A 20,824-nucleotide genomic window follows, 5' to 3' on the forward strand; every position below is an offset into this window, starting at 1 on the left:
AGCGACGAAAGAGGAGGCAGAAACAATGGTGAACTTATCTGCTGAATTTATGAATGGGAAATTGAGTGCTGCGAAGGTCCATTTTGAACGCGCACTTGATTGCAAGCATACGGAATTTGATGATTTGTATCCTTATATGATTGAGCATCCGCAATTTTTCTGGTACAAACGTTATGTAGCTTGGTCGGAATTATTGACGATTGTTAAGCTATGTGAAGAGCTTGAGATGGAATGGCGCGAGGAATTTACGGAGCGTCAGGTTGCCTATATTGCTTCTCGCGTGATGTCTTCTCGTGTACTGGATGAATGGTATGAGACGAATGATTCCAAGGAGCATGTTGGTTAATAGTTAGGCTGCACGCTTGTATAGAATACGGTAACCTCAATAAACTTATCTAAGGTTTATTGAGGTTTTTCTTTTCAAACAGATTTTAAGAAACGACAAGGCGGTGAGCACGTATTGATTAGCGAAGAACAATTGGATCACTACCGTATTCAAGGGGAATTGATTCGCGTTGTCCGTGACGATATGGAAATGAATGATGTTATTGGCATCATAGTCGCATGGGATGACCAATCGGTTGTCATACGCAGAGCCAATAGACGAGTGGTCAAGCTAAGCCGTACCTATCGGTTCGAGCTTGCTTCAAGCCAGCGAAGTGTAAGCAACTGAAAGGGGAGAGGGATATGAAGTGTCCGGTATGTACGGATGTACGTATGCGTGAAGTGGAAAAAGACGGTATTCTAATTGATATTTGTCCAGACTGCAAGGGAGTTTGGCTTGACCGCGGTGAGCTGGACAAGCTTATGCAAGGGGTTAAGGAGTTTCAAGCCGAATACAATGGAGCCAATACTCAGACCGGACAACCACAGTCTCCTCCAGGATATGACCAACAAGCCCCTAATGGCTTAGGGCAACAACACTATGCCCCTAATGGACAACAACCGTTTGGCAATCAGCCTGGCTATGGCCAGCAGCCGAACTACGGCAATCAGCCCGGTTACGGTCAACAGCAGCAGAATGGATATGGGCAGTATGGTCATGCCGGGAACTATGGCAACAAGCCATACAAGAAGAAAAAAACAGTGCTTGATATTTTCGGTGATCTATTCGAATAAGGGATTTGGGGCTGCTCTAGCATTCGTTGGAGCAGCTTTTTTTGTATGATAGACCTGAATCTACAGTTTTTTAACAGATGGTTCTCTTTATTCAACGGGTATGATGTCATTATAAAATGTGATATTATTCTCGATAAGAATAAGCTAGGCGAGTTAGAGTGGGGTGATGGAATGATCAGCAATCGATTTGCTGTAGCTGTACATATTTTATCTTTGCTGGAGATCAATAAGGAGGAACGGGTAACTTCGGAGTTTATTGCCGGGAGTGTCAACACGAATCCCGTTGTGATTCGGCGAATTATAGGGTTATTGAATAAGGCTGGTCTAGTGCGCACGAATGCCGGAGTTGCTGGCGCGACGATTGCGCGGCCTGTAGAGCAGATTACGCTGCTGGATATTTACCGGGCGGTCCAAACAGATGCGCAGGAGGAGTTATTTGCTATTCATGACAAGCCTAACCCGGATTGCGGGGTAGGCAGACATATTCAAGGCTCGCTCGAAGCGGCATTTACCGAAGCGCAGCTTGCGATGGAGCAGAAGCTAAGGAGCATAACACTCGAGCAGATTACGACGTCTATTAGTCGAAAATTGGAAGGTTAGATGCCGCATAGCGATAAGCATTCCTTGAAGGCGAGGGGTGCTTTTTTATTTGAAAATAACAGTTGCGCTTGACGTTACGTCAAGTACTATACTGGAAACAGCGAGGAGGCGATGGAGTGGAGAAAGAGAAGGATACCGTGTATACAATAGGTTTGTTCGCCAAGCGGACAGGTGTTACTGAACGGGCATTGCGTTATTATGATCGGCAAGGGCTATTGAAGCCTTCCGGACGAAATGCGCAAGGCCATCGTTACTATAGGGAAGCGGATTTGTTCCAGCTGCAAAAAATATTAATGCTTAAATATTTGGATTTTACATTAGAGGAAATCGCGATCCAATTGAGGAAACCGGATATGCCTATCCAAGATTCTCTTGCCATCCAGTACGACATGCTCAAGAAAAAGCAGGCACAGCTGGAACGAGTGATCGGGACAATTGAGCGGATGCAAAAGCTCGTGGAGGGATCAGAGTCGATCGACAGTGATCTTTTGTTTATGTTCATCCACAATATTCAGCATGAAGAGGCGCAGAAGGAGTGGCTCGCGGCCAAAATTCCGCCATCATTCATTAAGGCTCTGTATATGGAAGGCATGCCTGAGGAGAAAAAGCAGGCAATTGAGCAGCAAATGGCCGCTGATTTGTTCCAATTAAAGGAGTTTTACAAGCTGGGCAAGCATCCGTTGGACAAAGAAGTGCTCGATTGCGGCAGGAAGCTGACGACCAGTGTTCAAGCTATACTAGAATCGGTCATTGAGGGGCTGAATGAAGAAGAGCTTGCACAACTTATGGCACTGGGTGTGGTTGATCCGATGCTCTTCCCAAACGGGTTTACGGCGGAAGAAGAGGCTTTTCTCAGTCAAGTATTCGAGCATTTAGAACTGGATGGAATGATATCGGAAAGGAGCATGCCGAATGGGGAAGACTAATTCTGAAGCGAAAGAACAATTGAAGACAGTTAAGCAAGAAGGACCCGCTATTAGCGTATCGCAGTTTCTATCTTTGATCACCAGGCATAAGCCCTCGACAATATTGATAGTAGCGGCAATTGTTCTTGGAGTAGGTGAAACGGTTCTCTCCTTGTTTATTCCTTTACTTACAAAAGGCTTAGTTGAAGAGGCATCTGCGGCCGCCCTGCAGACCGCTACGATTATAAAGCTCGGTTCTATATTCGTCTTGCAGACAGCGATGTCCGGCTTTTCAGTCTACACGATGTCTTATGTCGGACAATATGTCATCAGCGGCTTGCGCCGCGAGGTGTGGGATCGGGTGCTCAAGCTCCCAGTTTCCTTCTTTGACCGTAATCATTCAGGAGAAACGATGAGCAGGGTTACGAATGATACGAACGTCATTAAGGAATTTATTATCGGTCATGTCATCTCCTTTTTGGGCGGCATCATATCGGTAGTGGGCGGCGTAGTTATTCTGTTATTAATTGATTGGAAAATAACGCTCCTTATGCTTGTTGCGGTTCCCCTCTCTTTGCTCGTATTATGGCCGCTGGGCAGCCGGATGTTCAAAATATCGAAATCTATGCAGGATGAGACCGCGTTATTCCAAGGTGATCTAGGACGTGTCTTGTCGGATATTCGACTTGTGAAGTCATCTCTCGCTGAGCCTGTTGAGCAGCAGCAGGGCAAGCTTCGCATTATGAAGCTGTTCCGCTTCGGCTTGCAGGAAGCGAAGATTGTATCCATTGTCACTCCGTTAATGATGACAGTGATGCTGCTTATTCTCGTCATGCTGATCGGCTATGGAGGGATTAGGGTTGCCCAAAATACACTGAGCATGGGAGATCTCGTAGCCATTATCCTATATATGTTCCAAATTGTATTTCCATTTACTCAGATGGCCTCCTTCTTCACACAGTTTCAGAAGGCAATGGGCGCTTCGGAGCGTATTATAGAGCTCCTTGCTGAGCCAGTAGAATCAACAGTTATTGTGGAGTCTAGTGGACAAGTTGATCGTGCCCGCACTCACGAGCAGAAGCATGCGATTATGTTCGAGGATATAAGCTTCGGCTATTCCGCGGATAGGCCGCTGCTGCGAGGGATATCCTTCCGCATTGAGCCTGGTGAGATGACGGCGTTCGTTGGTCCAAGTGGCACAGGAAAGACAACGCTGTTCTCGCTTATCGAGCGATTCTATACCCCGACAGCAGGGCAGATTCGATATGGGGACGAGACAATAGAGTTGATGCCGCTGGAAGCTTGGCGGGAACGAATTGCCTATGTTTCTCAGGATAGTCCGATGATGGCAGGTACGATTCGTCATAATCTAGGTTATGGGCTAGAGCAGGTTGCTGAGCACAGTATGCTTGAGGCGATGGAGCAAGCAAATCTGACCGCATTTCTCGAATCGCTGCCAGAAGGACTGGATACCGAGGTAGGCGAGCGTGGAGTTAAGCTGTCTGGTGGGCAGCGTCAGAGGCTGGCTATTGCAAGGGCCATTCTGCGAAATCCAGATATATTGTTGCTGGATGAGGCGACGGCACATTTGGACAGCGAATCAGAGAAGCAAGTGCAAGGGGCGCTGCAAGCATTAATGAAAGGGCGCACAACGCTCGTTATTGCCCATCGCTTGTCAACCATAAGTGATGCCCATAAAATTATCGTGCTTGAAGATGGAGAAATTTCAGGACAAGGCACCCATGCAGAGCTGCTCCAGACTCACGAGCTATATAGCAAGCTTGTTCAGCAGCAATTTATAGATAACTAGGCTGCTGCGTAATTTACAATGTAATGGCAGACTCCGATCAGGGATTACCTTGTTGGAGACTGTCGTTTTTCTGTGCGACGATTTATGAAATAAGCAGTTAAATCGTGATTTGAGCAGATGCTTCCTATATTAGTAGGATGGTTGAGTATTATTTTAGTAATCAGCTGATTCATAAAAAACTGTGAATCATGAATCGGGACTTGGTGACTAATAATTTTATTTAACGACATAGTTCGACAGACCCATCCTCTTCCATATGATACTATCAATGGATAAACAGATAGGGGGATATCCGAATGGGTGAGAACAAGATTGGCAAGGTTTTATTGTGGATTGGTATAGTTGAAATTGCATGTGCATTAATAGTTGGTTATAACATGGGTAATTCTGAACTGTTCGATGAATTTCAGTGGAGTGTAGCGTTATACTGGTGGGTTGGCGGAATTATATCCGGCGCATTTGTTATTGGAATCGCTGAGATCATTACGATTCTTCACGATATTCGGCAAAATGGTTATGATCAATATTACTTGCAAAAGGAATCGGCAAAATCTGAGAAGTCTTCTGCTCCTCAGAGCTCAGGCGCCAGCTCCAGCTTAAACCCAAGCTCTTATTCTAGTTCGAGCTCCAACGTAAATACAAAAGCGAGCTTATCCAAATTAAGCGGATATACAATGAAATCTAATGATAAATAAGAAAGAAGTGAATCGGATTATACGCAGCTAAGTAGAGAAACGGTTTTCCTCTACTGTAGCCTATTACCTCTGTAAATTCATGAGTATTGCAGCGATGAGATAGGCCCTTCTTAGGAAGGCCTCAGGCTGCCGAGACTTTCTCGGCAGCCTTCTTTGTGTCTAAATTATTTAATACATTACCGTGTTAATGTCTGCTGATCCTATAGGTTTTTTCTAATTCATTCCAAAAGGATATTGACACTGACCCAGATTATGGGTATGATGTACCGAGTGTTAATAGTAATCGTTACGATTACTATTAACACTAAAGCAAAAAGAACACTGCATCAAAAATTTTATTTAGAGGGTAGTTGAGATGATAAGAGGAATCGATTTTGTAAAGTGCAATCCAACACAAAATATGACTATTCTTGTGAAAACGAATCATTCAGTTGAAGAGTATAAGCACATTGCTTCAAAAATGATGGCTTATGATCATGTGTATGCTGAACAAGTAGGATTTATCGAAGAATCGAATAAACACGAAGCTGCTGCACATCTGCAAATGGCAGGAGGTGAGTTTTGTGGTAATGCTTGCATGTCCTTGGCCGTTTTTATTGCATCCGAACAAGAAATCCCTCATAACGATTCATTGGAAATCATATTAGAGGCTTCGGGGACAGACCAATTAATCGCCTGTCAAGTGAGAAAAATCAAAGAAGAGTATTTCTGTCAAGTGGCCATGCCAGTCCCGAAAAAAATAGAGCAGAAGACAGTCAGGTATGAAGGCGATGATTTGAATATTGTCATTGTGAGATATGATGATTGCTTCCATATTGTAATCGAAGTGGAGCAGTTCAATAAGGTAGAGAGGGAAAGGGCCAAGTCATTAGCCAAGCTACTCGGAGTAACATTAGGGGCCAACTTAATCGCCATCTTGCTGTTTAAATCTAATTCAATGGAATTGGCTCCGCTCATTTATGTTCCTCCACTAGACAGCATGATTTGGGAGAGGGGCTGCGGGTCAGGCACAGCTTCACTTGGAGCCTACCTGGCTTGGAAAAGTAAAGGGACTATTGCAGTGCAGGTTAAGCAACCTGGCGGCATGATTCAGGTAACTGCTGACTGGTGTCAAGATGAGCTAACAAGCTTGAAGATTGAAGGATCTGTTGGAATCGTTGCACAAGGCAAAGCGTTTATCGACGTGTAGTTAATATACTATATGGGGGAGAAGTGAATGAATAGGACAGAACCGTTTCAACAAAGTTTGATCGGGTTTCAAGCTAGGTTTATGGATTTGGCGAATCGATATGACGGTACAGTTCATCATAGCTCAGAGTTGGAGAGCGTAATAGACGACTATTCAACTTTCATAACAAACGAAGAAAATAAGGAATCATGGACAAAGCTGGAACGACAAGCATCTGGCGAGTTTCTACAGCTTGTGGATGACCTAAGGATGACGTCAGCGCTGTGCGTTGCAATTATGGAGAAATACCGTGCTTTGAAGCTGCTGAATGGGGAGACTGACAGGACTGATTACTTCAAAAATATAGAGTCCTGTATTGAGAAAGAATTTGGAAGCTCTCAAGTTACTTCTAATTCCACCGTATTGCTGATTGGCTCGGGCTCGTTCCCAATGACCCCATTATTTATAGCAAAGCAGACAGGTGCACAAGTGATTGGCATCGATATTGATGAGGAAGCTGTAGAGCTTGGAAGAAGCGTGGTGAGTAGATTAGGAAATGGATTAAACATCCGTTTAGAGCGTGTGGCGATAGAGAATTTGGACGTCATAAAGGATGTGACCCATATTATTTTCAGTTCGACGGTATCTATTAAATATGGTCTGCTGGACGAATTATATTCATTAACAAATGATCAAGTCGTTGTGGCGATGAGATATGGCGATTCGCTGAAGTCGCTTTTTAATTACCCCATGCAAGAGGTGTCAAAGGAAAAGTGGAGACTGGTAGACATGGTATTGCGACCCGATCATGTGTTTGATATTGCTTTGTATCAAAAAGCATAGACTGCATGGTAATCGAAAAGGAGGTTTATATGAGCGCTTTCGAACGAGTCTTACTATTAGGTACAGGTCCTGCTTCCATTCAACTTGCTGTAGTGCTAAAAAAACATTTGAATTGCTGTATCGGTATGGTCGGGAGAGATTCGGTTCGTTCCCAGTCCTTCTTTACGGCACTGAAGCAAAGCCAAAGAAAAGTTATAGCAAACATTCAGAATGAAAAGCATCGGCAGATGGAAGGCCAATGCATTGTCGATCATGTCTATCATGGATATGGAACGATTACGGGACAATGGGATACGCTGATCCTTTCTGTCACAACCGATGCGTACATGGAGGTTTTGAAACAAGTTAGTAATCAACTGCTAAAGCAAGTAAAGTGCATAGTGTTAATTTCTCCGACCTTTGGTTCAAACAGCTTAGTGCGACATTATATGAAGTCTATTCAGCCAAGCGTGGACATCATCAGTTTTTCTACCTATCTTGGCGATACACGCTGGATGAACGGCGAGCCTTCCAATCATGTCATTACGACAGGGGTTAAGAAAAAGGTTTTCATTGGCTCCTCTAACAACATGTCACCAAACATTGAAAAGCTCTGTGCGTTATACGAACGATTGGACATTATTCTGCAGGTCATGGGCTCTGCGATCGAGGCGGAAACGAGAAATATTTCTCTATATGTGCATCCGCCGTTGTTTATGAATGACTTTTCACTAAATGTCATATTCGGAGATTCGGCTGTGAGAAAATATGTCTATAAAATGTTTCCCGAAGGACCTATTACACAATATTTAATTCGCGAGATGCTGGATGGGTGGAAAGAGATAACAAAGGTGATAGAAAAGATGAATATGAAGGGCGTTAATTTACTAAAGTTCATGATTGATGATAATTATCCGGTCAAATTAGAGAGTTTATCGCGTCATGATATCGACAATTTTCTTCATTTGGAAACGATCCATCAAGAGTACTTATTGTATATCCGGTATACATCCCTGTTAATCGATCCATTCTCGGAGCCGGATCAGGCAGGGAAATATTTTGACTTTTCAGCTGTTCCCATTCGCCGAATCTTCGTCAACCAGGAACAATGCTGGGATATTCCCCGAATGCCTAAGGAAGATTACTATCGGATAAAAATAATACAAGGCATTGCGAGATTCGTTGGCCTCAGTTGCCCAACTATAGATAAATTCATTGCAGCCTACGAGCATAAGATCGAGGAAGCTGCACAGGCGATTAAAGGCGTGAAGATGTCGGATGCCTTCGTTGTACAAAGCTTTGAAGAGGATTTGAAGATGATCTGCAGTGAAATAGGCGATATAGAGGAGGATATAACATGACAAGAAGAATGGTTGTTTCACTAACAACTCTAATGGTTTCACTTATATTAGTGGCAGGATGCAGTGGCGGTAATGCAGCGAAAACAGAGTCAACGGATCAAAAAGAAGAGCTGGTGTACGCCACATCAAAAGATATTAATGATATGAATCCCCATTTGTACTCAGGCTCGTTGCCGGCACAGGGGATGGTGTATGAGTCATTAGTTGAAAATACGGAGGATGGAATTAAGCCCTTGCTTGCCGCCTCTTGGGAAGTCTCCGAAGATAAGAAGATATATACTTTTCATCTAAGAAAAGATGTGAAATTTCACGATGGAGTGCCGTTTAACGCCGATGCCGTGAAGAAGAATATTGAAGCCGTACAAAGTAATGCAAGCAAGCATTCCTGGATTAAGCTGTCAACAAAAATCATGAGCTGCAACATACTTGATGAGTACACGGTTGAGTTGGTGCTATCGGAGCCTTACTATCCGACCTTGCTTGAATTGTCTATGACTAGACCTTATGTGTTCATCTCTCCCCAAAATTTTATTGATGAAGAGACAAAAGGCGGGGTAAGTGGTTACAACGGGACAGGGCCATACAAGCTTACTGAACATAAAACCGATCAGTATGCCACCTTCGAAGCCAATGAAAGCTACTGGGGCGGCGCGCCTAAAGTGAAGAAAATTATGGCGAAAGTGCTCCCGGCAGGGGAAACGACATTTCTAGCACTGCAAAAAAGAGAGGTCAACTTTATATTTACAGATGATCGCGGGGCAGACAGTATTGATGTGGATGCAATGAATCAGTTGATGAACTCAAGTGACTTTCAGCTTGTCAGAAGTAAGGCCATGAATACGAAGATGATCGTTGCAAATAGCAGTAAATTAGATAGTCCAGTTCATGAAAGGGCTGTTCGTGAAGCGATTTGGTACTCGATTGATAGAGAGACCATCAGCAAGCAGATTTTTAGTGGCACGGAAACAGCAGCCAATACTCTCCTTTCAACTAATGTCAATTATGCCAATGTTGAGCTAAAGAAACGCGGCTTTGATCTGGATATAGCAAGTCAGCTTTTGGAGAAAGCAGGCTGGCTGCTGGAGAATGGCAGTAAGGTCAGAACGAAAGACGGAAATCAATTAGTCATGAAGCTATACTATGACGTCAATTCCTCCTCTCAAAAAACGCAGGCTGAATTTATTCAACATACAGTAAAAAAGATAGGGGCCCAGTTGGAGCTTATCGGTGAAGAGTCTTCTTCCATCGCAAACAGAAGAGCAGCGGGAGATTATGATCTGCTGTTTAACCAAACGTGGGGGTTGGCCTATGACCCACAAAGTACAATCTCTGCTTTTACTTCCGAATCTTCTTATTACCATACGACAAGCGGCATCTCCAACGCAGATGAGCTGTACGAGAAAATTGAAGAAGTGTTGATGTCCCAAGATGAGAATACACGGAAGTCGCTGTATGCGGATATTTTGGGTATCGTTCATGATGAAGCCGTCTTTATTCCGATTACGAATGGCAGTATTACAGTAATGGCGCCAAAAGAGCTAAAAGGAATCTCATTCAAGCAAACCCAATATGAGCTGCCATTTGAACAAATGTTCTTTGAGTAGAAACATACAAGGGGGATTGCTATGGGCAGTTATATTTTCAAAAGGTTATTCCTTTCAATTCCTTTGCTATTAATTATATCCTTTTTAACGTTTGGTCTGAACAATCTATCTCCTTTAGATCCGGCTGAAGTGATATTGCATGCTCAAGGTGTGCCGACCATAACGGATGAATTAATAGCAGAAACGAAAGCGGCGCTTGGGATGGACCAGCCCTTTCTAATTCGTTATTTGAAATGGCTGGTTTCATGCTTGCAGCTCAATTTTGGCAACTCGTATGTAACTGGAAAACCGGTCTGGTCATTGTTGGCGCCAGCTTTTCTAAATACCTTAAAGCTGACGTTGATTTCAGTGACTGCCATTATTGCACTGTCAATTGTATTGGGTGTAATCTGCGCACTGAGAGAAGGAAGGATGATGGACAAATCGATTAGGGGAGTCTCTTCCTTTCTTACGTCTATGCCGCCTTACTGGCTTGCGGCGCTTATGGTCTGGTATTTTTCCGTACATTTAGATTTGCTTCCGACAAGTGGGATGGATTCGTACAAAAGCTATGTTCTACCCGTTATTGTCATTACAATCAGTTATGTAGGCATTTACTTCCGAATGATTAGAAGCTCCATGATAAGCAATTTGAATGAAGACTATGTGCTGTATGGCAGGGCAAGCGGCTTGCCAGAGACGAGAATAACAATGCATATCTTGAGGAATTCATTGCAAATAGCAATTTCTGCGTTTTGCATGGCGATCCCTATTATTCTGGGAAGCACGGTCGTTGTGGAAAATATATTTGCATGGCCCGGGTTAGGGATGCTGAGCGTTAAGTCCATTCTTGGCAGAGACTTCCCAATCATTCAGGCATATGTCCTCGTACTGGCTGTTGCCTTTGTTCTGTTCAACACCGTCTCGGATATAATTAATGCGGCGATGAACCCCAAATTAAGGAAGGATATCTGAATGAAACGATTAAAGCATCTATTGAAAGATAAGCTAGCCGCTATATCGTTATCGATTATTGTTATAACCTTCGTCGCCGGTATTTTTGCTCCTTTTTTTGCGCCGCATGACCCCGAAGAGGTCCATATGGAGCTTCGGTTTGCAGCCGCATCATGGCAATATCTGTTAGGTAACGATCACTTGGGGCGATGCATTTTATCGAGACTAATTTTTGGGATTCGTCCGAGTTTCCTTTGGGTGCTTGTTACGTTGGTCATATCGGCAGGTATTGGGGCCGTTCTCGGTTTTGCAGCAGGCTACTTTAGAGGGAGAACGGATGCCATCGTAATGAGGGTATGTGATGTGATGCTTTCTTTTCCTGGATATGTGATGACATTGGCTGTGATCGGCATTCTGGGAGTGGGCCTTGAAAATATATTGATTGCCTTTGTATTGATGAAATGGGCATGGTTTGCTCGAATCATCAGAACATCTGTGATGCAGTATGCCGAATCCGACTATGTAAAGTTCTCCAAAGCGCTGGGTATCAGCGATATCAAAATTATGGCGAAGCATATCGTTCCTGTTTCGCTTCCGGACATTGCGGTCATTTCAAGCAGCTCTTTCGGTTCGATGATTTTGCAATTATCAGGTTTTTCATTCCTCGGATTAGGCATTCAAGCTCCGAATGCGGAGTGGGGTATGATGCTGAATGAGGCAAGAGAAGTCATGTTCTCAAGGCCGGAGTTTATGCTGGCGCCGGGTTTAACCATTATCATTGTTGTATCGGCGGTCAATTTTTTGTCGGATGCGCTTCAAGTTGCATTAGATCCTAAATTACTAACCTCCAAATATAAGCTGTTAGGACAGGGGACTGCTGCCGCTTCCAAGCTTCAAGGAAAAGAGGTGGCTTGATTCTATGACTATTTTGGAAGTATCGAATTTGAAAATTTGGGATAGCCGTACGGGTAAAGTAATTGTTCCTAATAGTTCATTTGATGTCAAACAGGGAAGCTGCCTGGCTATAGTCGGAGAAAGCGGAAGCGGAAAATCTCTGACATGCAGGGCTATCATGCGATTGAATAGATCTAATATTCGCCAATCTGGAGACATTCTGTTCAATGGGATCAACCTCACTGAGCTTCCTGAAAAAGATATGAGAAAAAAAAGAGGAAAACAGCTGTGCATGATTTTGCAAAATGGTATGCGTGCCTTTGATCCTTCTTGTGTGGTCGGGGTTCATTTAAGGGAAACGCTCGCCTGCCATTTTGGTTGGAGTCGTGAGGAGATAATTTCTAAAATGAAACATGCCATGGAAAGCGTGATGCTTAAAGATCCAATTGCAGTGATGAATAAATATCCGCACCAGTTGTCTGGCGGCATGTTGCAGCGAATTATGATTGCGCTCGCTCTGGTGTTAGAACCAGACATTGTTATTGCTGATGAACCGACAACAGCACTTGATACCATCTCACAATTCGAGGTTGTTGAACAATTTATTCAATTGCGGGAGAAAATGGGCTGCTCGATGATTTTTATTTCTCATGATCTAGGTATTGTTAAGAAAATTGCGGATGATGTTCTGGTGATGAAACAAGGGGAAATTGTTGAAAGAGGACCGACGCAGGCTATTTTCGCTGAAGCTCAGCATGACTATACCCGATATCTGGTATCTTCGAAGCTAGCGCTGGATGATCATTTTAAGAGAGTAATGGGAGGCGTTAGCCTTGCTCAGTGTTGACCATGTTGAGAAATCCTATAAAAAAGGCGGATTGTTTTCAAGAGAAAGACAAAAGGTACTGCATAATATCAGCTTCGACTGCTGGCAAGGAGAATGTCTGGGTATTATTGGAGAAAGCGGAAGCGGAAAATCCACGTTAGGGCGCTTATTGATAGGAATTGAGAAGCCAGATTATGGGACGATCTTGTTCGAGGGAGAAAAAATGGAGAATCGAAAGGCGAGATTGGGAAAGATCAGCGCTGTATTTCAAGACTATACCTCCTCGATCAATCCTTTTTATTCAGTGGAACAGGCGATGATGGAGCCTTTAATGCAGTTGAGAAAGAGTAAGCAGGAGGCTAGGGACAAAATCGATACGCTCTTGCATCAGGTGGGCCTGAACTCATCCTATCGAACCAAATACCCGCATGAATTATCGGGCGGGGAGGCTCAAAGGGTATGCATTGCGAGAGCGGTTGCGGCGGAGCCGAAATGTATATTATTCGATGAAGCCATCAGTTCCTTGGACGGATCTGTACAAGTCCAGGTGCTTGAGCTGCTAAAAAACTTGAAGGACATTTACAGCATAGGATATATCTTTATCACCCATGATATCCAGGCCGCCGCGTACATTTGCGACAGAGTGATGATTATTAGAAGCGGTCGAATGGAAGAAATAGTTAACATTGAAGAATTGAAGGGCATTAAGTCTGCGTATGCAAAGAAATTGTTGCAGATGATGATTAAGTAGCGGTGGCTTGAGCATTGCTAAAGAGAACAGAGGAAGGAGTAATAGTTTTGCGAGGAGCTTTGTCTTGGCCTTTTCTAAGGTTATATATTTTGACCCTATTATATTTTAGCGCTAACTCCATATTGAATGTCATCATTCCTTTGAAAGGCGAATCACTCGGCGCTGCCAATACGATGATCGGAATCATCATGGGGGCGTACTTGTTTACGACGATGTTTTTTCGGCCATTGGCGGGCCGTATGATTCAAAAGTACGGGCCTATCAAAGTATTGCGGACCATTCTAGTTGTCAACGGATTGGCGTTAATCCTATATACGTTTACCGGATTAGGGGGTTACTTCGTTGCCCGCATGCTGCAAGGGGTGTGTACTGCATTTTTTTCTATGGCATTGCAGCTCGGCATTATTGATGCGCTGCCAGAGAAGGATCGTTCACAAGGGATATCGATGTATTCCCTATGCGCTTCCATGCCGGGCATTATTGGCCCCCTGCTGGCTTTAGGCATGTGGCAAGCGGGAAATATGAGTTATTTTACAGCAGCTATGATTGCCATTGCGATCCTTACAGGAGTAGTGGGTTATAGCGCCACAATGGATAATAACAAGCATAAACCTGCTTCGGGTCAGAAAGAGCAGGAAGTAGCGATAGTTCAGTCATTTGGCCAGTTAGTCAAGAATCCGCATTTATTCAAATGCAGTGTTCTGATGCTGACTGCTTCTATTGTATTCGGAGCGGTTATAACCTTCATACCGCTGTACGCTCCGCATATCAAAAGCGGGAGTGCGGCAATTTATCTCATGCTTCAAGCAGGGGCTGTAGTTGGAGCCCGCTTCTTCTTTAGGAAGAAGATTCCGTCAGACGGCAAATGGCATACGTCTTTTGTCATGGCTGTTATGCTCATTTTAGCTGTAGCGGCGCAATGTGTTAGCTTTTCTATAATGGGCGGAGCAGTATTTTTCTATTTAGGTGCAGTTCTAATGGGGCTTGCTCAGGCACTTCTCTATCCTGCATTAATGTCTTATTTGTCTTTTGTATTGCCTCATTCGAATCGCAATGTGCTTATAGGTCTATTTATTGCTATGGCTGATTTGGGCGTTTCACTAGGAGGTGTCATAATGGGGCCGATCGCGGATTTTTCCTCTTATTCATTTATGTATATGATTTGTGCGATATTAGGTGTGTCGATGATCTTTTTTGCCTATGAGAGAAATAAGATTTCCGTTGATTCAAGATAAAGTTGTTACTAAAAAGGTTCGTAAATCGCTCAATGAGCAATTGACGAACCTGTTCATTAAAAGATTGGTGCGGTCGAGAGGACTCGAACCTCCACGGCTGTTACACCACTAGAACCTGAATCTAGCGCGTCTGCCAATTCCGCCACGACCGCATGTTAGTTACTTTTTCATCGTAGCATGCCGGCAGAAGCCAAGTCAAGCCGCCCGCATAAAGTTGAAAGGTCAGCATATTTTACCTCGCATAGACAAACAATAAAAGGGATACTCCGCAATAATAATCAAGCAGGAGTACAGCGAGGAGTGGACTTATTGACAGCAGCAGCAAAGGCTAAAAAAACAAAAATAATCATTGCGGCAGCAATCGCATGCTTCTTGATTACTCCAGCTTCGCATGGGATGGCGGCTGAGCCAGCAGCACAGCGGCAAATTGCGATTGTAATCGATGATTTCGGCAATAACATGGACGGTACAGAGGAGATGCTCCGGCTTCCTGTGAAGTTCACAGTCGCGGTGATGCCTTTTATGCCGACAACGCGTGAAGATGCCGAGGAGGCCCATAGACTGGGTCATGATGTGCTTGTACACATGCCAATGGAGCCGAATAAAGGGCTTAAGAAGTGGTTAGGTCCTGGAGCGATTACTGCAGATCTTAGCGACGAAGAGATTCGGAAGCGTGTGAATGATGCGATTGATAACGTGCCGCATGCGATTGGGATGAATAACCATATGGGCTCCAAAATAACCGCGGATGAAAGAGTGATGCGCGTTGTACTGGCAGTATGTAAGGAAAGAGGCTTATTCTTCCTAGACAGCAGGACAACTTATAAGACGATTGTTCCTAAAGTGACACAGGAGCTGGGCGTTCCTCTCGTATCGAATGATGTATTTCTTGATGATGTATATACAGAGCAGCATATTTCGAAGCAGCTCGGCGTTATTAAGAAGCATTTGGAGACGCATAATTCATGTATTACGATCGGTCATGTAGGAGCGCCGGGCAAGAAGACAGCCGCTGTTCTGCGACAGTCTATCCCCGGCATGCAGACTAACTCCAATGTGCAATTTGTGAAGGTGTCGCAGATGCTGCCGGCTTCACTTGGTGATCCACTTGTAATTCCGAATCCCTGAAGCAATAGCGGAGGCGATACGCAGCTGCTGACGAGGGTCCGTTAACATAGCTCGATCCCCTGCATTGCTAATGAAACCCATCTCGACAATAACAGCAGGCTGCTTGACTCTGCGCAGCAAGTAGAAGGGAGTGCCCTCTCTTGGCAAAAAGCTGCTCTGTTGCTGTCGATTCAACGTATCCTGAATGCAAAACGCCAGCAGCGCACTTTCGCCATTCTCCTGATGGAGGACAAGCGGGCCAGACTTGGAAGTATTCCGTGTGGCATTCACATGAAGGCTGACGAGCAATTGCGTCTCGATTTCCTCGGTGAGCTGGCGCCGCTGAGACAGATCACGCCTATGCCTCGATTTGCTGATATGCCATCTGTTGTCATCACTGAGCGCGTAATCGCCGGTTCGGTTCAGGACAGCCGGAATTCCTTGGCTATTCAGAAGAAGATACAGCTTCTGAGCTATGGCGAGGTTAATGTCCTTTTCTAGAATCGAATCGGAAAAAGCTCCTCCATCAATGCCGCCATGTCCTGCATCAATTAAGATGGCAGCGGATGGCATGGTCCATTCTTCATGACTATTAGAGGGTTCCAGCTTCGCCGCTTGCACCGTTGATGCAGACAAACAAAAGGTGAGTAGAATAATGGCAATGCTTCTTAATCCGTACATAAACATGGTGAACCCTCCTAAAGGTCTGCGAATCATCAGCTTCAATTTTAGCTGTTGTTAGCGTGGCTCTTTAGAGGAAAAGTCATGCACGTGTAAGAATGGCAAGTGACGGGCAAACTTGTATTAACAAATAAACGAGGTGATGGATATGGCAAGCGGGAATGATCTAATTAAGTACATGACCGTGGAGCTCGTGAAGCATCTAGATACGCCGAAGGTTGATCGCAAGCAGACCAAAGCATCAGCCAAGGCAGGAAGAGAGCCATGGCTGACGCGTTGGTTCGGTTGGGGACCTGCTGCTATTTTATTATGGTGGAGAGGTCGAGATTCTCGTTAAAGGTAGAATTGGCCAAGCTCGGCAAGCAGCGACAGCGGAACAAATCTCCGGCTCTCGCCGAGCTCATCTTCTTCGAGGGCTATAAATATCGTATCATTATCCCATTGCTGATAGCCTGTGACAGACCACACATAACGCATTTTTCCTCCGAATCGCTCCGCCGTATAACGGACCTCCTGCTTAGAGCTAATTGCGGTAAGTAAAGGCTTGTAAGAAGTGGCATGCAAGGAAAGCATCGGCTTCTCGGTAAGCCAAGGCAGTGTATGATAAGGATCAAATGATCGGATTCGTACTGCCTTTTTAATAGCCCCTGATTGCCCCAATAGTGCATTCGTTGCCGCTGCTAACTTCTGTTCTTGCATGAAAGCAACCTTCCACGCCTTCTCATTAAGCGGCAGCCATTCTCCGCTCATGGCATCAGTGTATCCCTCTTTTATTTTCCAGACAGCTAATAAGGGATGAATATAGATTCGCTTGCTAGTCGATGCCGAAGGGATGAGTTCAAGCTGCTTCATAGAAGAATGCAGCGTTGTTTCATTATATAAGTAAGAGCCCATTCCATATTCACCAAGGGCATAACCGCCTTCTTCCTTGGCATGAATGACTGCATAGCCCACTGAAAGCTTATTCTGCTGAATAATGACGAGCCAGCTATGCATACCGGCCCCAAGGGGAGAGATTGTATAGGCGGCATTTTTCCATTGTTCAAAAGAAGGCTGCTTGGCAATTTCGGCAACCCAGCTCTGAATATGCGCTTCAAGGGCGTTGTCGGTTGCTGGTATCGACGGCGTAGAGAGAGCCTGCTGGGCATGTACGCCAGAAGCAGACAACAATACAGTGAGAAAAACGACAGAAGCTAGCAGCTTATTGGTCCATTGGCGCAAGTTAGTGTCACCCTTTTCTATGAAGCAGGCTCTGAGATCTCCTGCCTGATATTGACTACATGACCATTGTAATCGGACAAGCTGGCAGAGGCTGTTGGAATGTGTCGCGCTTGTGAGGAATGGTCATGTACTTTTTTTGGCGTATTGATGCGGATACCGTCTTATTGTTGTTATTCGATCCCTTCCAAGTGGAAAATACCGCAATTAATGGCGGAAGCGGTTACGCGGGGCTCATATTGCCATTTAATTTCGGAATAGCGCTGCTTGTATTGCTCTTCTAAGGCAGGCTTATTTTCTTCAACTGCATGCTTAATAATGGGCTCATAATAGTTCTGAACGCGCTCCAGCTCTTCCTCGAGACGAGAGGAGGCATCTGCGGCCCAACTATAGTCATAAGCCCGAAGCTTTCGTTCGAGTGATTGCTCGATAATAGTTAAGGCTTTGGCCATGGAGATGCCGTTCTTAGCAATATGGACATTCGCAGGAAGTCTTGGGGATAGCTTCATTGCTACAAGATGATCGAAAAAATGGTCGATGCAGTGTCCCGTTGCCAGAGAAATGCCGAAGCTGTGAATTTCCTCGCGCTTCCGGTCACAGGCGAACTCCACACGCATATTAACACCAAGCCAAGCCGTATAAGCGGTTGATTGGAATGGATTGCTGGCTCTAGTGTCCCGCTCCTGATACAAATTAACGTAGCTTCCGTAGGCTTTGGCTGCCTTGAAAAGCTGCTCCAGCTTATTCGAGCCAAAATGCAAATCCTCGCGAGGCACTCGTGCAGGCGCTGCCAGGTTATTGTTGATGAAGCCGAAGGATCGATTTAGCGCCGCATCGACAGCGGATGGCTGTTGAGTGGACGGTTGTATTACAGGACTCTCAAGTGCAGCTTCATATTTGGGCTTATCGGTTACGAACAAGAAGGTCATGGTCTCTGGCTCTGCATCCGTACGATCAACGAAGCTCCAATAATACGGGCGATTCGTTAATTCCCGATCCGCTGCAGGCGATAGCTTGACGGTGAAATGAGCAGGGGACTTCTCAATAATAGAGCAGTCTGTCGCTTCCAGATAACGATGAACAAACTTGTGTATTTGTTTCTCATTCATGGGCGTATCTCTACCTTCTGGCCTAATGCCGTCATTTGGGATAGGATCGCGGCAGGCTCTACCGCTAATGCAGGATCATCAGCAGCATCGTCCCGAAGCTTGACCAGCGATGATCCAAGCTCATTAATCTGCTCGCGGAGCTCGGTTTCACTCCCGCCAGTTTCTAGAAGCATACGAGCCAGACGCTGCTCCAAGGAGCCATCGCTCTTATCGAATTTCTCTAGAATATGGTCTAATCCGCCTATGACCAGCTCGAACAGGTTAATTTTCTCATGCAGCAAATGAACGATATGCTCTTCAATGGTGCCAAGTGTGCACAAATTATATATTTTCACATCTTCGGTTTGCCCGAGCCGATGAACCCGCCCAATTCGCTGCTCCACTCGCATCGGATTCCAAGGAAGGTCGAAGTTGATCATATGGTGGCAGAATTGCAGGTTAATGCCTTCGCCGCCGGCTTCCGTTGCAATAAGCACTTGGGTGCGTCCACGGAATAGATCCATCATCCAATCTTTTTTGCCGCGATTCATCCCGCCTCGATAGGGGACGGCACTGATATTATGCTTGCGGAAAAATTGCAGCAAATATTCCTGCGTCGCACGATATTCGGTGAAAATAATAACCTTGTCATTCATTTCCTTAATTAGCTCCATCGCCTTTTCGGCTTTGGTGTTCGATTGAATCTGTTTGATGAACTCCACAAGCCCCCATATTTTGGCGCGAAGCGGCGAATCCTCGGCGGTCTTCTTGAACAGATTGACGAGCGTAAGGAACACGGCATCACGGCTGCTGCACACCTCGCGCTGGAGGGTTACAAGGGAGAGCATGCTGGACATGTCGCCGCCGCTCTCTTCATAACGTTCTTTGACAAATCCGGTGACAGCATCGTAGAGCGCTTTCTCCTCGGTTGACAATTCGAGCGGAATATTCTTAACAAAGCGTTTCGTGAACGAAATGCCTCCGTCGCCTCTGCGGTTGCGGATCATAATGCCGGATAAGGCATCCTGCAACTGGTCCTCATTTTTAGGCAGTCTTTTATCAACCACAAAGTTAGCGGCGAATTCGCTTTGCCCGCCAAGCTGGCCCGGCTTCAGCAGTGTAATGAGGTTATATAATTCATCGAGATCATTCTGAATAGGAGTAGCCGTCAGCAGCAGACAATATTTCTTGCGGAGCTGCAAGGCGAATTGATAGTTGGTCGTTTTTTTGTTCTTGAGCTTATGCGCTTCATCAATAATGATGAGGTCATAATCATTGCCAAGAACAATATCACGATGAGGATCGCGCTTCGCTGTATCCATTGAAGCGACAACTACGTCATAATGCCAAGTATGTTCTTTCTTTTGCGCGACAGCAGCTATGCCGAATTTCTGATTCAGCTCACGAACCCATTGCAGTACGAGTGAAGCAGGAACGAGAATCAGAGCCCGGCGAACGAGACCGCGTACGATGTATTCTTTGAGCACAAGGCCCGCTTCGATTGTTTTGCCTAGTCCAACCTCATCCGCAAGAATGGCTCTGCCGCCCATCTCATGCAGCACTTTGCGTGCAGTACTGATCTGGTGAGGCATCGGTTCTAAGGAAGGCAAAGAACGGAGGCATTGCAATTGCTCGAAGCTCTCAATTCGCTTGGACTGCTCGGCTTCCATAGACAGCTGATATAGTGTCCAATCATCCCATGGCCCGTTTTTGGCTACACGGCTTTGGAGCTCGTCGAACCAGGAACGATCAACATGCATATCCACGTGGGCATGGAGGGGACGAGTAATGAGGGAGGCTCCTGCGGTGTTGCCGTTGGATTGATTATTTATAGTAGAGGACAATGGAGCAGCTCCTTTCAGGTGGAAAAAGGGATAGTTGCCTCTAGTATGGCCTTTTCAACAAATATTAATAAGAAATGTCCGAAATTAAAGAAAAAACAAGCTATCAGAAGTGTGGCAGGGAGTAGTAGGAGAGATTAGGGAAAAATGAGGCTTGAGATGGCTT

22 protein-coding genes and 1 tRNA gene are annotated in these 20,824 nt (G+C 45.1%); 18 read left to right on the plus strand and 5 right to left on the minus strand.

Translation table 11 applies throughout. The features are described from left to right. The first annotated feature begins 25 nt into the window (after window positions 1-25). The 16 genes from AC50YO_RS05950 (at window position 26) to cntE (ending at window position 14,723) form a co-directional block, all read left to right on the plus strand. Window positions 26-346 (plus strand): hypothetical protein, encoded by a 321-nt coding sequence (locus tag AC50YO_RS05950; protein ID WP_494844429.1) that lies wholly within the window; start codon window positions 26-28, stop codon window positions 344-346. 114 nt (window positions 347-460) lie between these two features. Continuing rightward, window positions 461-673: a hypothetical protein gene (locus AC50YO_RS05955; protein WP_494844431.1), complete on the plus strand. Its 213-nt coding sequence runs from the start codon at window positions 461-463 to the stop codon at window positions 671-673. Between the two features lie 14 nt (window positions 674-687). Then, complete coding sequence (locus AC50YO_RS05960) at window positions 688-1,119, plus strand: TFIIB-type zinc ribbon-containing protein (RefSeq protein ID WP_494844433.1); 432 nt, start codon at window positions 688-690, stop codon at window positions 1,117-1,119. Between the two features lie 171 nt (window positions 1,120-1,290). Further along, on the plus strand, window positions 1,291-1,719 hold the full coding sequence (locus AC50YO_RS05965) for an Rrf2 family transcriptional regulator (protein WP_494845291.1): 429 nt from the start codon (window positions 1,291-1,293) through the stop codon (window positions 1,717-1,719). 116 nt (window positions 1,720-1,835) lie between these two features. Next, window positions 1,836-2,645 (plus strand): MerR family transcriptional regulator, encoded by an 810-nt coding sequence (locus AC50YO_RS05970; protein WP_494844435.1) that lies wholly within the window; start codon window positions 1,836-1,838, stop codon window positions 2,643-2,645. Continuing rightward, window positions 2,632-4,434 carry an ABC transporter ATP-binding protein gene (locus AC50YO_RS05975; protein ID WP_494844437.1) on the plus strand — a complete coding sequence of 601 codons (1,803 nt, stop codon included), beginning with the start codon at window positions 2,632-2,634 and terminating at the stop codon, window positions 4,432-4,434. Before AC50YO_RS05970 ends, AC50YO_RS05975 begins: the two co-directional genes overlap by 14 nt. Window positions 4,435-4,730: 296 nt before the next feature. Continuing rightward, window positions 4,731-5,129 carry a hypothetical protein gene (locus tag AC50YO_RS05980; RefSeq protein ID WP_494844439.1) on the plus strand — a complete coding sequence of 133 codons (399 nt, stop codon included), beginning with the start codon at window positions 4,731-4,733 and terminating at the stop codon, window positions 5,127-5,129. A gap of 355 nt (window positions 5,130-5,484) precedes the next feature. Beyond that, on the plus strand, window positions 5,485-6,318 hold the full coding sequence (locus tag AC50YO_RS05985) for a histidine racemase CntK family protein (protein ID WP_494844441.1): 834 nt from the start codon (window positions 5,485-5,487) through the stop codon (window positions 6,316-6,318). Window positions 6,319-6,345: 27 nt separating this feature from the next. Beyond that, window positions 6,346-7,140 carry an SAM-dependent methyltransferase gene (locus tag AC50YO_RS05990; protein ID WP_494844443.1) on the plus strand — a complete coding sequence of 265 codons (795 nt, stop codon included), beginning with the start codon at window positions 6,346-6,348 and terminating at the stop codon, window positions 7,138-7,140. A gap of 29 nt (window positions 7,141-7,169) precedes the next feature. Beyond that, complete coding sequence (locus AC50YO_RS05995) at window positions 7,170-8,480, plus strand: opine metallophore biosynthesis dehydrogenase (RefSeq protein WP_494844444.1); 1,311 nt, start codon at window positions 7,170-7,172, stop codon at window positions 8,478-8,480. Next, a complete protein-coding gene (cntA, locus tag AC50YO_RS06000) occupies window positions 8,477-10,084 on the plus strand; it encodes a staphylopine-dependent metal ABC transporter substrate-binding lipoprotein (RefSeq protein ID WP_494844446.1) in 1,608 nt (535 codons plus the stop codon). Before AC50YO_RS05995 ends, cntA begins: the two co-directional genes overlap by 4 nt. Before the next feature lie 21 nt (window positions 10,085-10,105). Further along, window positions 10,106-11,038, plus strand: a complete 933-nt coding sequence (gene opp1B, locus AC50YO_RS06005; protein WP_494844448.1) for a nickel/cobalt ABC transporter permease — start codon at window positions 10,106-10,108, stop codon at window positions 11,036-11,038. Beyond that, window positions 11,039-11,932, plus strand: coding sequence for a staphylopine uptake ABC transporter permease subunit CntC (cntC, locus tag AC50YO_RS06010; protein WP_494844450.1), 894 nt, complete (start codon window positions 11,039-11,041; stop codon window positions 11,930-11,932). Window positions 11,933-11,936: 4 nt separating this feature from the next. Further along, window positions 11,937-12,758 carry a staphylopine uptake ABC transporter ATP-binding protein CntD gene (cntD, locus tag AC50YO_RS06015; RefSeq protein WP_494844452.1) on the plus strand — a complete coding sequence of 274 codons (822 nt, stop codon included), beginning with the start codon at window positions 11,937-11,939 and terminating at the stop codon, window positions 12,756-12,758. After that, window positions 12,745-13,488, plus strand: a complete 744-nt coding sequence (locus AC50YO_RS06020; protein ID WP_494844454.1) for an ABC transporter ATP-binding protein — start codon at window positions 12,745-12,747, stop codon at window positions 13,486-13,488. The genes cntD and AC50YO_RS06020 overlap by 14 nt, the downstream gene beginning before the upstream one ends. A 47-nt stretch (window positions 13,489-13,535) precedes the next feature. Next, a complete protein-coding gene (gene cntE, locus AC50YO_RS06025; protein ID WP_494844456.1) occupies window positions 13,536-14,723 on the plus strand; it encodes a staphylopine family metallophore export MFS transporter CntE in 1,188 nt (395 codons plus the stop codon). Window positions 14,724-14,788: 65 nt separating this feature from the next. Here cntE and AC50YO_RS06030 read toward each other — a convergent pair. Continuing rightward, a tRNA-Leu gene (locus AC50YO_RS06030) sits at window positions 14,789-14,875 on the minus strand. Window positions 14,876-15,095: 220 nt separating this feature from the next. On the opposite strand from AC50YO_RS06030, the gene AC50YO_RS06035 reads away from it, so the two are divergent. Then, window positions 15,096-15,851 (plus strand): divergent polysaccharide deacetylase family protein, encoded by a 756-nt coding sequence (locus tag AC50YO_RS06035; protein WP_494845293.1) that lies wholly within the window; start codon window positions 15,096-15,098, stop codon window positions 15,849-15,851. Here the strand turns inward: AC50YO_RS06035 and AC50YO_RS06040 are convergent. After that, window positions 15,816-16,517 carry an N-acetylmuramoyl-L-alanine amidase family protein gene (locus AC50YO_RS06040; RefSeq protein WP_494844458.1) on the minus strand — a complete coding sequence of 234 codons (702 nt, stop codon included), beginning with the start codon at window positions 16,515-16,517 and terminating at the stop codon, window positions 15,816-15,818. The two genes, AC50YO_RS06035 and AC50YO_RS06040, sit on opposite strands and share 36 nt — an antisense overlap. A gap of 142 nt (window positions 16,518-16,659) precedes the next feature. On the opposite strand from AC50YO_RS06040, the gene AC50YO_RS06045 reads away from it, so the two are divergent. Then, window positions 16,660-16,848 carry a YqzE family protein gene (locus AC50YO_RS06045; protein ID WP_494844460.1) on the plus strand — a complete coding sequence of 63 codons (189 nt, stop codon included), beginning with the start codon at window positions 16,660-16,662 and terminating at the stop codon, window positions 16,846-16,848. Here the strand turns inward: AC50YO_RS06045 and AC50YO_RS06050 are convergent. The 3 genes from AC50YO_RS06050 to AC50YO_RS06060 all read right to left on the minus strand — a co-directional run bounded on the left by AC50YO_RS06050 (window position 16,845) and on the right by AC50YO_RS06060 (window position 20,577). Further along, a complete protein-coding gene (locus tag AC50YO_RS06050) occupies window positions 16,845-17,732 on the minus strand; it encodes a hypothetical protein (RefSeq protein WP_494844462.1) in 888 nt (295 codons plus the stop codon). The genes AC50YO_RS06045 and AC50YO_RS06050 overlap by 4 nt on opposite strands. A 170-nt stretch (window positions 17,733-17,902) precedes the next feature. Beyond that, window positions 17,903-18,838: a YqhG family protein gene (locus AC50YO_RS06055; RefSeq protein WP_494844464.1), complete on the minus strand. Its 936-nt coding sequence runs from the start codon at window positions 18,836-18,838 to the stop codon at window positions 17,903-17,905. Then, the gene (locus AC50YO_RS06060) at window positions 18,835-20,577 is read right to left on the minus strand and encodes a DEAD/DEAH box helicase (RefSeq protein WP_494845295.1); all 1,743 of its coding nucleotides are present in this window, start codon (window positions 20,575-20,577) and stop codon (window positions 18,835-18,837) included. The genes AC50YO_RS06055 and AC50YO_RS06060 overlap by 4 nt, the downstream gene beginning before the upstream one ends. Window positions 20,578-20,824: the final 247 nt, after the last annotated feature.

This window comes from Paenibacillus sp. J22P59 (assembly GCF_059383895.1).

Bases quoted from the DNA above. Each gene is read 5' to 3' on its own strand.
- AC50YO_RS05950 (WP_494844429.1), top strand. From the start codon at position 26: ATGGTGAACTTATCTGCTGAATTTATGAATGGGAAATTGAGTGCTGCG.
- AC50YO_RS05960 (WP_494844433.1), top strand. From the start codon at position 688: ATGAAGTGTCCGGTATGTACGGATGTACGTATGCGTGAAGTGGAAAAA.
- AC50YO_RS05965 (WP_494845291.1), top strand. From the start codon at position 1,291: ATGATCAGCAATCGATTTGCTGTAGCTGTACATATTTTATCTTTGCTG.
- AC50YO_RS05975 (WP_494844437.1), top strand. From the start codon at position 2,632: ATGGGGAAGACTAATTCTGAAGCGAAAGAACAATTGAAGACAGTTAAG.
- AC50YO_RS05980 (WP_494844439.1), top strand. From the start codon at position 4,731: ATGGGTGAGAACAAGATTGGCAAGGTTTTATTGTGGATTGGTATAGTT.
- AC50YO_RS05985 (WP_494844441.1), top strand. From the start codon at position 5,485: ATGATAAGAGGAATCGATTTTGTAAAGTGCAATCCAACACAAAATATG.
- AC50YO_RS05990 (WP_494844443.1), top strand. From the start codon at position 6,346: ATGAATAGGACAGAACCGTTTCAACAAAGTTTGATCGGGTTTCAAGCT.
- AC50YO_RS05995 (WP_494844444.1), top strand. From the start codon at position 7,170: ATGAGCGCTTTCGAACGAGTCTTACTATTAGGTACAGGTCCTGCTTCC.
- cntA (WP_494844446.1), top strand. From the start codon at position 8,477: ATGACAAGAAGAATGGTTGTTTCACTAACAACTCTAATGGTTTCACTT.
- opp1B (WP_494844448.1), top strand. From the start codon at position 10,106: ATGGGCAGTTATATTTTCAAAAGGTTATTCCTTTCAATTCCTTTGCTA.
- cntC (WP_494844450.1), top strand. From the start codon at position 11,039: ATGAAACGATTAAAGCATCTATTGAAAGATAAGCTAGCCGCTATATCG.
- cntD (WP_494844452.1), top strand. From the start codon at position 11,937: ATGACTATTTTGGAAGTATCGAATTTGAAAATTTGGGATAGCCGTACG.
- AC50YO_RS06040 (WP_494844458.1), bottom strand. From the start codon at position 16,517: ATGTTTATGTACGGATTAAGAAGCATTGCCATTATTCTACTCACCTTT.
- AC50YO_RS06045 (WP_494844460.1), top strand. From the start codon at position 16,660: ATGGCAAGCGGGAATGATCTAATTAAGTACATGACCGTGGAGCTCGTG.
- AC50YO_RS06055 (WP_494844464.1), bottom strand. From the start codon at position 18,838: ATGAATGAGAAACAAATACACAAGTTTGTTCATCGTTATCTGGAAGCG.
- AC50YO_RS06060 (WP_494845295.1), bottom strand. From the start codon at position 20,577: ATGCATGTTGATCGTTCCTGGTTCGACGAGCTCCAAAGCCGTGTAGCC.